Genomic DNA, 12,768 nt, shown 5'->3' on the forward strand with positions numbered 1-12,768 from the left:
GAGCCCTGGTTTTGACTGCTTCGAAAGCATTAGTAGTACATTAAATCTCACTCCGCATGAATTTTCTGCAAAGAGCAGCGCTGGCCGGAGCTGGCGCGGCCATTACCGGCAGCGCGCTGGCCCAGTCGGCCCCGGTAGCTCCCATCAAGCCCAAAGTATTTACCAATTTCGGCGTCACGCGCACCGATAATTACTACTGGCTTAACCAGCCCACCAGCCCGGAAGTACTGAGCTACCTCAACGCTGAAAACGCCTACTACGAGAAGCAGATGGCGGCAGCACAGAACTCGCAGAAGAAGCTGGTGGCAGAAATAAAAGGTCGTATCAAGCAGGAAGACATGTCGGTTCCGTACCGCGACAACGGGTACCTATACTACTCGCGGTTTGACCTGGGCGGCGAATACCCGGTCTACTGCCGCAAAAAAGGCACCATCGACGAAAACGAAGAAGTGCTGCTCGACGCGAATGAGATGGGGGCAGGGCGCACCTATTTCCAAATCGGTGACTGGTCTGTGAGCGACAACAACCAGCTGCTGGCCTACACAGCCGACACCGTGAGCCGCCGCCTCTACACGCTGCGGTTCAAGAACCTGGCCACGGGCAAGCTCTATCCGGAGCGCATTGCCAACACCGGCGGCGAAGTAGTGTGGGCCGCCGATAACAAGACGGTGTTCTACACCAAGAAAAACGTAACAACCCTGCTGCCCTACCAGGTGTACCGGCACACGCTGGGCACCAACCCCAAGAGCGACGCCTTGATATACGAGGAGCACGACAACACCTTTAACCTGCACGTCACGCGCTCCAAGTCCCGGAAGTTCATTGGCATCGAGCTGGTGAGTTCCATGTCATCGGAGTACCGCTACTTGGACGCGGCTACGCCCACCGCCCAGTTCAAAACCTTTATTCGCCGCGAGAAAGACCACCTCTACAACGTGGAGCACCTGGGCGATAAATTCTACGTGCGCACCAACTGGCAGGCGCCCAACTACCGCCTGATGATGACGCCGGTAACCAACACGGCCAAAACCGCCTGGACCGATGCCCTCACCCGGCACCCCGAAATTTTCCTCGACAACTTCGACCTGTTTCGCGACTACCTGGTACTGAACGAGCGCAAGGGCGGCCTGCGCCAGCTGCGCGTGGTGCGGTGGAAAGACAAGCAGGAGCATTACCTGCAGTTTGATGAGCCGGCCTACACCGCCACCATCGGCATCAATGCCGAGCAGGACACGCCCCTGCTGCGCTACAACTACACCTCGCTCACCACGCCGATGTCGACTTACGAGTACGACATGAGCACGCGCACCAGCACCCTGCTCAAGGAGCAGGACGTGCTGGGCGGCTTCAGCAAAAAGGACTACGTGACGGAGCGGGTGTTTGTGAAATCGCGGGACAACCAGTTCATCCCCATGTCCATTGTGTACAAGAAGGGCACGAAGCTGGACGGAACCGCGCCGCTCCTGCAATACGCGTACGGCTCCTACGGTTTCTCGCAGGACCCCACCTTCAGCGCAGCCCGCCTTAGCTTGCTGAACCGGGGCTTTGTGTACGCGCTGTGCAACATCCGCGGCGGCCAGGAAATGGGCCGGCAATGGTTCGAAGACGGCCGGATGCTGAAAAAAATCAACAGTTTCAACGACTTCATCGACTGCTCCCTTTACCTCACCAAGCCACACGAGGCGCAGGTAGGCACGGCCAAAGTCAACCAGCAGTACACTGCTACCGACAAGCTGTTTGCCATGGGCGGCAGCGCCGGCGGCCTGCTCATGGGCGCCGTGATGAACATGCGCCCCGACCTCTACAAAGGCGTGATTGCGGCCGTGCCGTTCGTGGACGTGGTCACTACCATGTCTGACCCCAGCATTCCGCTCACCACCAGCGAGTACGACCAGTGGGGCAACCCCGCCGATGAGGACTACTTCAAGTACATGCTCTCGTATTCGCCCTATGATAACGTGAAAAAGCAGGCCTACCCCAACACCCTGGTCACCACCGGCCTGCACGACTCGCAGGTGCAGTACTTTGAGCCTGCCAAGTGGGTAGCCAAGCTGCGCGCCATGAAAACCGACAAAAACCAGCTCATCATGCACACCGACATGAGCGCCGGCCACGGCGGCGCATCGGGTCGTTTCAAATCCATTGACGACACGGCCCGGCAGTACGCGTTTATGCTGCAGCTGTTGGGCAAGAACCTGTAGAATTGCTACGCCCATCATCCCTCCAGCCATCATAGCGGACGCATAATTGGCTTGCGCTGAAATTGAGAACGGCCGCTTCCATTGTGGAAGCCGGCCGTTTTTCTGCCTGCCACTCGACCTTTTCTATGTTAGCACCTTCTTGCTTACGGCAAGGGGAGTAAGGGTAGCGTCTTGGGCTTGCTGTATCCGTTACTGCAGCAGGAAAATCAAACTGCTGAACCCGGCCCCGTTAACAGGCGGCAGCTCTGCGGAGTATTTTATCTGCTCCCTGGTTTCTTCCAGCAGCTTAAATTTCTGGCCGTTTATCCGCAGCTCTTTGGTTGTGCGGTCGATGCTGTAGGACTGGCTAACGGTCCGGGGCTCGTTCTGGCTGCATTTGGTGGCTCCCTGGTCAATGAGCACCGTGCCATCGGCAGCAAACGTGAACGTGTCGTCCTGCTCACAAGTCTGCACCGGGTAGAAGAGAACGTTGGCAGGGTTCGCGGAAGGATTTTTATCCTGCATTCCCCGTTTCCAGGATTTGGTTAGCAACACCTCCGCATCCGGCGGGGCCGGGGTGTCGCTCCCGCAGCTGGTGCACCCGAGCGCAGCAGCAGCGGCCAGCAACAGGGAAAGTGTTTTGGGGGCGGTCATCTTGTTCACTGAGCGTATTTTTTTCGCAAAGTACTCATCCCCTCCCGGTCCTTTATTCGGGTAATTTTATCCTGTCCCGATGCGCTGGCTCCGAAACCGCCAGCCGCCCCAAATCTGGGTGCGGCTTCTTTAAGCGGGCGCGTTACCTTTGGGTTGCTGATTTTACCCAGCTTCTTTCGCCATCTCCCAAGCCCACCCATGCCCGACCCGCACGCTCACGCCCACCTTTCCAAAACCGAACTGCTCGCTCGCAAAAACGAAGAAGCCCTTCTCGGCGGCGGCCAGGCCCGCATCGATTCCCAACACAAAAAAGGCAAGCTCACCGCCCGCGAACGGGTCGATTTGCTGATGGACGAAGGCTCGTTCGAGGAAATTGGCAAGTTTGTGATGCACCGGGCCAAGGACTTTGGCCTCGACAAAGAACACTACCTCGGTGATGGCGTGGTGACGGGCTACGGCACCGTGAACGGCCGGCTGGTGTACGTTTTCTCGCAGGATTTCACGGTTTTCGGCGGCTCGCTCAGCGAAACGCATGCCGAGAAGATTGTGAAAATCATGGACCTCGCCATGAAGAACGGCGCGCCCGTTATCGGCCTCAACGACTCGGGCGGCGCCCGCATTCAGGAAGGCGTGGTGAGCCTGGGCGGCTACGCCGACATTTTTTATAAAAACACCATGGCCTCGGGCGTGGTACCGCAGCTTTCGGCCATTATGGGGCCGTGCGCGGGCGGCGCGGTGTATTCGCCGGCCATCACCGACTTTATTCTGATGGTGGAAAACACGAGCTACATGTTCGTGACCGGCCCCAACGTGGTGAAGACCGTGACCCACGAGGAAGTGACCAGCGAAGAGCTGGGCGGCGCCAGCACCCACTCGGCCAAAAGCGGCGTGACGCACTTCAGTTGCGCCAATGAGGTGATGGCCATCACCCGCGTGAAGCAGCTGCTGAGCTACATGCCGCAGAACTGCGAGGAAACCGCCCCCGCGCAGCCCTACGAGGCCAGCGGCGACGAAAGCCGCGCCGTGCTGGACCAGCTCATTCCCGAAAACGCCAACCAGCCCTACGACATGCGCGAGGTGATTGAGGGCATCATCGACACGGATTCTTTCCTCGAAGTGCATCAGAATTTCGCGGAGAACATCGTGGTCGGTTTCGCCCGGCTGGCGGGCCGCAGCATTGGCATTGTGGGCAACCAGCCGGCCGTGCTGGCCGGCGTGCTCGACATCAACGCCAGCACCAAAGCCGCGCGTTTCGTGCGTTTCTGCGACGCCTTCAATATTCCGCTGCTGGTGCTGGAAGACGTGCCTGGTTTTCTGCCGGGCACCGACCAGGAATGGCGCGGCATTATCACCAACGGTGCTAAGCTGCTCTACGCTTTCTGCGAAGCCACCGTGCCGCGCATCACCGTGATTACCCGCAAGGCCTACGGCGGTGCCTATGACGTGATGAACTCCAAGCACATCGGCGCCGATATGAACTACGCCTGGCCCACCGCCGAAATCGCCGTGATGGGCGCCAAGGGCGCGGCCGAAATCATTTTCAAGCGCGAAATAGCGGCCGCCGAAGACCCGGCCGCCAAGCTCCAGGAAAAAGTAGACGAGTACCAGGAGAAGTTTGCCACGCCCTACCGCGCCGCCCACCGCGGCTTTGTGGACGAGGTAATTTTGCCCTCGCAGACGCGCCAGAAGCTCATTCGCGCCTTCAAAATGCTGGAGAACAAAGTGGAAACCATGCCTCGTAAGAAGCACGGAAATATTCCGCTGTAATCACCTGTCATGCTGACGAAGGAAGCATCTTATCACGGCTGCCTTTGTTAGATTCAGTTTTCAGGCGGCTTAGACGTGACAAGATTCTTCGCTGCGCTCAGAATGACAGATAATATGCGTCCCGAATCCTTCGAATTCCTCCAGACCTACCTCAACAATCCCTCCCCTACCGGCTTCGAAAAAGAAGGCCAGAAGCTTTGGCTGGAATACATCAAGCCGTATATCGACGAGTATTTCGTGGATACTTACGGCACGGTGGTGGGCGTGATTAATCCCAAAGCGAAATACAAGGTGGTCATTGAGGCGCACGCCGATGAGATTTCTTATTTTGTGAATTACATCACCAAAGAAGGCTACCTCTACCTGCGCCGCAACGGCGGCTCCGACCCGCTGGTGGCGCCCAGCAAGCGGGTGAATATTTTCGGTGAGAAAGGCATTGTGAAAGCCGTGTTTGGGTGGCCGGCCATTCACGTGCGCAAGGTGGAGCAGGACAAGGCGCCCACCATCGAAACCGTGTTTCTGGACTGTGGCGCCAGCAGCGCCGATGAAGTAGCCGAAATGGGCGTGCACGTAGGTTCCGTGGTGACGTTCGAGGACGAGTTTACGGTGCTGAACGAGAAGTATTACGTGGGCCGCGCCCTTGACAACCGCGTGGGCGGCTTCATGATTGCGGAAGTGGCCCGCATGCTGAAGGAGAACAACAAGAAGCTGCCCTTCGGCCTCTACATCGTGAACGCGGTGCAGGAGGAAATTGGCCTGCGCGGCGCCGAAATGGTGGCCCACCGCATCAACCCCGACGTGGCCATCGTGACGGACGTGACGCACGACAGCCAGTCGCCGATGTACGAGAAAAAAACGGCCGGCGACATCAGCTGCGGCAAAGGCCCGGTGATAACCTACGGTCCGGCCGTGCAGAACAACCTGCGCGACCTCATCATCGACACGGCCAAGATATCGGACATTGCCTTTCAGCGCGCCTCGGCCACCCGCGCAACCGGCACCGACACCGACGCCTTTGCCTACTCCGGCTCGGGCGTGGCCTCGGCCCTTATTTCGCTACCCCTCAAGTACATGCACACCACGGTAGAAACGGTGCATAAAGATGACGTGGACAACGTGACCCGCCTGATTTACGAAACCCTGCTGCGCATTGAGGACGGCCACGATTTCCGGTATTTTAAATAAGCCGTCTTTCAACCAACTGTCATCCTGAGCTTGCGAAGGACCTTATCACGCCAGAGTAAGTACCTCAACGTGATAAAGTCCTTCGCAAGCTCGGGATGACAGTTTTTGTATATGGAATTACCGTCGCTCCCTGCTCTCCCGCTCACCGTGACCGACCAGATGGGCCGGCGGGTAGCGGTGCCGTTCCCACCGCAACGCATCGTGTCGCTGGTGCCTTCCCAAACGGAATTGCTGTTTGATTTGGGCCTGGGCGCGCGGGTGGTGGGCGTAACTAAATTCTGCATTCATCCGGCCGAGGCCCGCACCAGCGCCGTGGTAATTGGCGGCACCAAGAACTTTGATTTCGAGAAAATTGCCGAGCTCAAGCCCGACCTGATAATTGGCAACAAAGAGGAAAACTACCAGGCCGGCATTGAGCAGCTGGCGGCCACGTATCCGGTGTGGCTGAGCGACATCAGCACCTTGCCCGAGGCGCTGGACATGATACGCCGCGTGGGCTTCATTGCCGGTGCCAAGGAGGGCGGCGAAGCACTGGCAGCAGAGATTAACGCTTCGTTTGCCGCGCTGGCTGCCCCGGCTGTCGAGGTCGTGCCGGTGGCATATTTCATCTGGAAAAAGCCGTACATGGTAGCTGCCAGCGGCACTTTTATTGATGACATGCTGCACCGGGCTGGGCTCAGCAACTCATTTTCCGCCTTGCAGCGCTACCCGGAAGTAACGGCCGAGCAGTTGGCCGCCGCCGCTCCCCAGCGCATCTTTCTATCTTCTGAGCCCTACCCATTTGGCGACAAGCACGTGGCCGAGTTCCAGGAAATGTGCCCCGGCGCCACGGTTGAGATTGTCGATGGCGAGCTATTCAGTTGGTATGGTAGCCGGCTGCGTCAATCCGCGGCTTACTTCAGTCGGCTGCGGTAGCGGTGAAGCCGCTTCTTGCGAGCTCCTTCCAGAACTGCGGGTAGGACTTTTTCACCACCGTGGACGACTCTATGCTGAGTGGCCCGCACATGGCAAGCGGCGCAAACGCCATGGCCATGCGGTGGTCGTGGTAAGTTGCTACCGACTGGCCGTTGACGGCAAACCCATTCGATTCGGCCCGGAAACGTCCTTCGGCAACCTCCTGTAAGCCGCCGCCGAATTTGGCCAACTCCATTTGCAGCGCGGCAATGCGGTCGGTTTCCTTGATGCGCAGGCTTTCAAGGCCCGTCATGTCTACCGGAATACCGCGCGCGGCGGCCACTACGGCCACGGTCTGCGCCAGGTCCGGGCAATCGGTGAAATCAAACGCGAGAGGCTGCGATTGGGAAGCCGCGGCGTGCTGCCGCAGATGCACGGCATCCGGCAGGAAAGTGGTTTCTACTCCGAAATGCGCCATCATGGCCACAATGGCCTGGTCGCCCTGCAGCGAGGTTTGGCGCAGGCCCGGCAGGGTAATTTCCGAGCCGGCCGGCGCTAGCGCTACCAACGAGTACCAGTAGCTGGCCGCCGACCAATCCGACTCCACCGTGTAGTCGGTGGGCTGGTACGCGCCGGGCTGCACCAGCAGCGTGTTGCCCTGGGTGGTGCAGGCGGCGCCGAATAGCTGCATGAGGGCCACGGTCATGTTGATGTAGGGCCGCGAACCCACGTGGCCCGTGAGCTGTAGGCGCAGGCCGCCGGGCAGGCGCGGCCCCACCATGAGCAGCGCCGAAATGTACTGGCTGCTGATGTCGCCCCGCACGGCCAGCGCCGTGGGCTCCACCGTGGCGGGGGCGGCCGTGAAACCCGCCAGCTCCAGCGGCGGGTAGCCGTCGTTGTTCAGGTAGCTGATGCGGGCCCCGGCCTGGCGCAAGGCCTCCACGAGCACGGCAATGGGGCGCTCCTGCATGCGGGGCGTGCCCGTGAGCTGCCCGCGCCAGTCGGTGACGGTGAGGTAGGCCGTGAGAAAGCGCATGACGGTGCCGGCGTCCTCGGCGTCGAGCACGCTGGTGCCGGGCGCGGCGGCCAGCAGGCGCCGCATGAGTTGGGTGTCGTGGGCGTCGGAGAGGTTGCGCAGGGTGCCGCCACCGGCCAGGGCTTGCAGGATGAGGGCGCGGTTGCTTCGCTTTTGGAAGCCGGGAGTTGGGCAGTGCCACGAAGCGGACCGCCTGGCCAGGATAGGTGCATTAACGAGTAGTTGTCAGTTGGTAGTTGTTCGTTGCCCGTTGTCCGTTGCTAGTTGAATTACCTAACAACGGACAACCAGCAACCGACAACTACAACCGGTGGTAATAAGTCAGCGACTCGGCGATTTCGGCCACCGTCACCGGCTGGTCGAATACCCCGTTGCCAATGCCCTGCAGCAGCGTGCAGTTGATGGTAGCGCCGGAGTTTTTCTTGTCCTGCAGGGCCAGCTCGGCGATGGCGGCGGCTTCCAGACTCAGGAAATTCAGCTTGTCAAACACCGAAAACACGAACGTCTCAATCTTATCCAGCTCGTCCTCGCTCAGCAGGCCGCGCTGCACGGAAAGCCAGCTCTCGCACACCAGCCCGGCCGCAATGGCCTCGCCGTGCAGGGCCTCGCGGCCGGGCTGAATGAGCAGGAAGCTCTCCAGGGCGTGGCCCACGGTATGGCCGAAGTTGAGCAGCTTGCGCGGGCCGCTTTCCAGCGGGTCCTGGGCCACGATGCGCTGCTTGAGCGCCACCGATTCGCGGATGATGCCCGTCCAGTCGTCGGTGAGCCAGCCCAGGCGGCGGTGTTCGTCAAAGGCGGCGGCATCGGCAATGAGCCAGTGCTTAAGCACTTCGGCATAGCCGGATTTCACCTGGCGCGGGTCGAGGGTTTGCAGGAATAGCGGCTCGATGAACACGGCGGCCGGCGCCTGAAAAACACCCAGCTGGTTCTTATAGCCCTGAAAATCGACGCCGGTTTTGCCGCCCACACTGGCGTCTACCTGCGCCAGCAGCGTGGTGGGCACTTGCATAAAGCGAATACCCCGCTTGTAGAGCGCCGCCGCAAACCCGCCCAAGTCCGTGACCACGCCGCCGCCCAGGTTCACCAGCACGGCGTGGCGGTCGGCCCGCTGCTCGGTGAGAGTGTTCCACACGGTGGTGCAGCTTTCCAGGGTTTTGTATTCCTCTCCGGCCGGAATCTCGATGAGGCAATAATTGACAGGCAGGTGCTTTTCGAGCAGCGGCAAACACAGGCGCGACGTATTGCTGTCGGCCAGCACAAACACCCGCGTCACGGCCGGGCGGTACAGCAATTCGGCCAGGGCCGGCAGGGCTTCGGGCCCAATCAGAACAGAACTATCCATGGCGCAAAAGTCAGGATAAATTTTTCGGCTACCTGCTCCGCGCTGGTGCAACCTTCCGGAGGTGGAGGCGGTCAACAAAATACCTGGCCGCAAAAACCGTTCTTTCGGCAACGCTACGCCAGTTGCTGGCTTTCCTGCGCCTGCTTTCCTTCAGCGTTTTCCCTCCCCACCTTGGCATGAGCAATTTTCTTCGCAGCATCTTTCTGTTAGTAGTATTTGCCTGCGTTTTCAGCAGCTGCAAAAAGGATACGGGCGCCGTTCTCAATGAAAACGGTGAAACTGCCAGGCTAGTGGGCACCTGGCAACTCACGCAGCGTGAGTGCCTGTGCCCCAGAACCGTGCCCAATGAACTGGTAAAATTCACCGACACCGGCTTCATCTTCCTTACCGATGGGCAGCCAAGCGCCTACGGTACATACAGCGTCACCCCTGCCGGCGTGGCGCCCGGCGGGCCGGTGCTGCAGCTCACCTACGCGACTGGTTCTTCAACCCTACAGAAAGCCGAAATCACTACCCTAACTGGCAGCAGCCTGGTGCTGGATTTTGGCATTGCCTTCGATGCGCCCCGCGATACCTACAAACGGCTGCAGTAAGGGCGCCTTCCCTTGCCCGTACCGGGGAACCAGAGGCGCAACCGCCGTTATATTCGGCCCACGCAACGCCACTGCATCACCACTTATACCTCCCCTCGTGCGCCTCTATCTACTTGTTGCAGCAACAGTTGTCAGTGCGCTGGCTGGCTGCAATGCTACCCGCGACCCCAAGCCAGCCACCATCTCCGATGCCGATGTGCTGATGAAGGCCACCGGCTACTGGGAATGGGAAAGCAGCACCACCAGGGGAGCCCGGCTCACGCCCGCCAGCGTGGGTTTTAGCCGGCAGCTGGTGTTTAAAAGCGACGGCAAGGTGCACATCTACCACAACCGCCAGCCCGAGTTGCAGGCCGTGTACCGGCTAAGCCAGGAGGTAGACGCCTGTCAGCCGCCACAGCCGCAGCCCGTGGCAGTGCCCATGGTCCGGTACACAGCCGAAGCCCAATTCCCGAACAGCGACCTGCGCAGGTACGGCATTGCCCTCGCGGCCGCCGATACTACGCTGTACGTGGACGGGGTGGGCCTGTGCACCGACACCGGCGCGGCCGAGCGGTACCGCTGGCGCAGCAAGTAGGGCCTTACAACCCCGGGCCCATGTGCGTGACGCCGTCTACTTGGGGCCGGCCGTTCAGCACTTCGGTTTGCTTGCGGATGCTTTCCAGGTGAATGAGCTTGTAAAGCTCGGCCACAAATTTCTGGTCCACGTTGAGCTTGCCCGCCCACTCGGTGCGGGTATTAAAAATCTCCTGCCAGCGGTCAATTTGCAGGATTTTCACGTTGTTCTCTTTTTTATATTCGGCCAGCTCTTCTACCAAGGCCATGCGGCGGGCCAGGGCTTCCACAATTTCGCGGTCGGCCTCATCCATCTTCTGGCGCAGCTCTTCGGCTTTGTTGAGGTACTCGGCGTTGCTGGAGGAGCGGTACCGGTACTGCAGCTGGTCAAGAATTTCGCCGAGGCGCGCGGGCGTCACCTGCTGTTCGGCATCGCTCAGGGCGCGGTCCGGGTCGGGGTGAGTTTCAATGATAAGACCGTCGTAGTCCAGGTCGAGGGCTTTCTGGGCAATGGGCAGCAGCAGGTCGCGCCGGCCGCCAATGTGGCTGGGGTCGCAGATGAGCGGGATGTGCGGGAAGCGGGTTTTCAGCTCAATGGGCAAAATCCAGGTGGGCGCGTTGCGGTAGCGGCTGGGCGCAAACGTGCTGAACCCGCGGTGAATGGCCGCCAAATCCGTAATCCCGGCCCGCTCCATGCGCTCCAGCGCCCCGGCCCACAGGGCCACGTCGGGGTTCACGGGGTTTTTCACCATCACGGGCACGCCGGTGCCGGCCAGGGCATCGGCCAGCTCCTGCACCGCAAAGGGGTTTACGGTGGTGCGGGCCCCCACCCACAGCACGTCGATGCCGTGGCGCAGGGCTTCTTCTACGTGGCGCGGCGTGGCCACCTCAATGGCGGTGGGCAGGCCGGTTTCGGCTTTCACGCGCTGCAGCCAGGGCAGCGCCACGGCACCCATGCCCTCAAACGAGCCCGGCCGGGTGCGGGGCTTCCAGATGCCCGCCCGGAACAAGTCAATTTTACCCAGCGCCTTCAGGCCGTGAGCCGTGGCCAGTACCTGCTCCTCGGTTTCGGCCGAACACGGGCCGGCAATGAGCAGGGGCTGGCTCTTTTTGGCCAGCAGCCGGGTAAAAAACGTATCGGTAACAGGAGCCATGGCAATAGCGGACAGTAGGTAAATGCCTTTCCGGCAGCGCCGAAAAGTTGGGCAAACGTAACTCGTTTCCTCGAAACGTTGTTTACCGATTACCTTCGCCCCCTGTTTGCTTCAGGCCCGATTTCCACCTCTCAGCTGCCCCGTATGTCGCCCGTTTCATCTACTCAGGCCCCGCCAATTTCCTTCGAGGATACCCGCGTCGCCTTCGCCTCCAAGTCCGACGCCGAGTTGCGCAAAGTGTATGCGCTGTTTGCGGCTATGAACAACGGCACCCTCGTGAAAACCGGCAGCGGGCTGATGAAAGCCGCCCTGAAGTGGAACCTGCCCGGCACGAAATTCCTCATCAAGCACTCCATCTTCGAGCAGTTTTGCGGCGGTGAAACCATTGCCGAGTGCCGCCCCGTCACCGCCGAGCTGGGCAAGTACAACATCGGCACCATCCTCGACTATTCGGTGGAGGGTGAGGGCAGCGACCGCAGCTACGACCACACCCGCGACGAAATCCTGGCCACCATCGACGAAGCCCACCGCTCCAAGCACATTCCGTTTTCGGTGTTCAAGGTAACGGGCGTGGCCAACGTGGCCATTCTCGAAAAAATTCAGGCCGGCACGCTCCTCACCCCCGCCGAGGAAGCCTCCCACGCCCGCGCCGTGGCCCGCGTGGAGGCCCTGTGCGCCCGTGCCCACCAACACGGCGTGCGCCTGTTCGTGGATGCCGAGGAAAGCTGGTTTCAGCACACCATCGACCAGCTGGCCTACGACATGATGGCCAAGTACAACCGCGAGAAGGCCATTGTCTGGAACACTTACCAGCTCTACCGCCACGACCGGCTGGATGCCCTGAAAGCAGCTCATGACACCGCCGCCGAAGCCGGCTACTACATTGGCATGAAGCTGGTGCGCGGTGCCTACATGGAAAAAGAAGCCCGCGTGGCCAAGCAGCGCGGTTACGAAAACCCCATCAACCCCACCAAGCAGGCCACCGACGACCTCTACGACGAGTCGCTGCGCTACTGCATGGAGCACGTAGACCGCATTAGCATTTGCGCCGGTACCCACAACGAAGCCAGCTCCCTGCTCCTCACGCAGCTTATGCAGCAGGCCGGCCTGGCCCCCGGCGCCCCCCGCGTTTGGTTTGCCCAGCTCTACGGCATGAGCGACAACCTGACCTACAACTTGGCCAACGCCGGCTACAACACCGCCAAGTACCTGCCCTACGGCCCCGTGGCCGCCGTGATGCCTTATCTGTTGCGCCGGGCCGATGAGAATACGGCCATCGCCGGCCAGAGCAGCCGCGAATTCCTGCTGATTCAAAAAGAAATTCGCCGCCGGCAGGGCCGTTAGGTTCTTCAAAATAAAAAGGCCCAACGCGCGCGCACGGCTGCGGTCGGGCCTTGTTTGGGCCCTTTTA

General features: G+C 60.4%; 11 protein-coding genes. 7 read left to right on the forward strand and 4 right to left on the reverse strand.

Translation table 11 applies throughout. The features are described 5' to 3' along the window. The first annotated feature begins 56 nt into the window (after positions 1 to 56). Positions 57 to 2,201 carry a S9 family peptidase gene (locus BEN48_RS07485; RefSeq protein WP_083320861.1) on the forward strand — a complete coding sequence of 715 codons (2,145 nt, stop codon included), beginning with the start codon at positions 57 to 59 and terminating at the stop codon, positions 2,199 to 2,201. Between the two features lie 189 nt (positions 2,202 to 2,390). Here BEN48_RS07485 and BEN48_RS19080 read toward each other — a convergent pair whose 3' ends face one another. Beyond that, positions 2,391 to 2,843, reverse strand: a complete 453-nt coding sequence (locus tag BEN48_RS19080) for a hypothetical protein (protein WP_158010121.1) — start codon at positions 2,841 to 2,843, stop codon at positions 2,391 to 2,393. Positions 2,844 to 3,032: 189 nt separating this feature from the next. Here BEN48_RS19080 and BEN48_RS07495 point away from each other — a divergent pair, with 189 nt between their 5' ends. The 3 genes from BEN48_RS07495 (at position 3,033) to BEN48_RS07505 (ending at position 6,701) form a co-directional block, all read left to right on the forward strand. Further along, positions 3,033 to 4,601, forward strand: a complete 1,569-nt coding sequence (locus BEN48_RS07495; RefSeq protein ID WP_070733970.1) for an acyl-CoA carboxylase subunit beta — start codon at positions 3,033 to 3,035, stop codon at positions 4,599 to 4,601. Between the two features lie 114 nt (positions 4,602 to 4,715). Further along, positions 4,716 to 5,786 (forward strand): M42 family metallopeptidase, encoded by a 1,071-nt coding sequence (locus tag BEN48_RS07500; protein ID WP_070733971.1) that lies wholly within the window; start codon positions 4,716 to 4,718, stop codon positions 5,784 to 5,786. 111 nt (positions 5,787 to 5,897) lie between these two features. Then, positions 5,898 to 6,701, forward strand: a complete 804-nt coding sequence (locus BEN48_RS07505) for a helical backbone metal receptor (RefSeq protein ID WP_070733972.1) — start codon at positions 5,898 to 5,900, stop codon at positions 6,699 to 6,701. Here the strand turns inward: BEN48_RS07505 and BEN48_RS07510 are convergent. Both BEN48_RS07510 and aroB read right to left on the reverse strand, forming a co-directional pair. Continuing rightward, the gene (locus tag BEN48_RS07510; protein ID WP_125932526.1) at positions 6,685 to 7,782 is read right to left on the reverse strand and encodes a 3-phosphoshikimate 1-carboxyvinyltransferase; all 1,098 of its coding nucleotides are present in this window, start codon (positions 7,780 to 7,782) and stop codon (positions 6,685 to 6,687) included. The two genes, BEN48_RS07505 and BEN48_RS07510, sit on opposite strands and share 17 nt — an antisense overlap. Positions 7,783 to 8,017: 235 nt before the next feature. Further along, positions 8,018 to 9,058 (reverse strand): 3-dehydroquinate synthase, encoded by a 1,041-nt coding sequence (gene aroB, locus BEN48_RS07515; RefSeq protein ID WP_070733973.1) that lies wholly within the window; start codon positions 9,056 to 9,058, stop codon positions 8,018 to 8,020. A gap of 176 nt (positions 9,059 to 9,234) precedes the next feature. Between aroB and BEN48_RS07520 the strand changes: the two genes are divergently transcribed. Continuing rightward, a complete protein-coding gene (locus tag BEN48_RS07520) occupies positions 9,235 to 9,651 on the forward strand; it encodes a hypothetical protein (RefSeq protein WP_125932527.1) in 417 nt (138 codons plus the stop codon). Positions 9,652 to 9,748: 97 nt separating this feature from the next. Next, entirely contained in the window at positions 9,749 to 10,225 is a 477-nt protein-coding gene (locus BEN48_RS07525) for a hypothetical protein (RefSeq protein WP_125932528.1), read from the forward strand. Positions 10,226 to 10,229: 4 nt separating this feature from the next. Here the strand turns inward: BEN48_RS07525 and BEN48_RS07530 are convergent, their stop codons facing one another. Further along, the gene (locus BEN48_RS07530; RefSeq protein WP_070733976.1) at positions 10,230 to 11,357 is read right to left on the reverse strand and encodes a chorismate mutase; all 1,128 of its coding nucleotides are present in this window, start codon (positions 11,355 to 11,357) and stop codon (positions 10,230 to 10,232) included. 144 nt (positions 11,358 to 11,501) lie between these two features. On the opposite strand from BEN48_RS07530, the gene BEN48_RS07535 reads away from it, so the two are divergent. After that, the gene (locus tag BEN48_RS07535) at positions 11,502 to 12,701 is read left to right on the forward strand and encodes a proline dehydrogenase family protein (protein ID WP_070733977.1); all 1,200 of its coding nucleotides are present in this window, start codon (positions 11,502 to 11,504) and stop codon (positions 12,699 to 12,701) included. Positions 12,702 to 12,768: the final 67 nt, after the last annotated feature.

Origin of the sequence: Hymenobacter glacialis, from assembly GCF_001816165.1 — a bacterium.
GTDB classification, from domain to species: domain Bacteria; phylum Bacteroidota; class Bacteroidia; order Cytophagales; family Hymenobacteraceae; genus Hymenobacter; species Hymenobacter glacialis.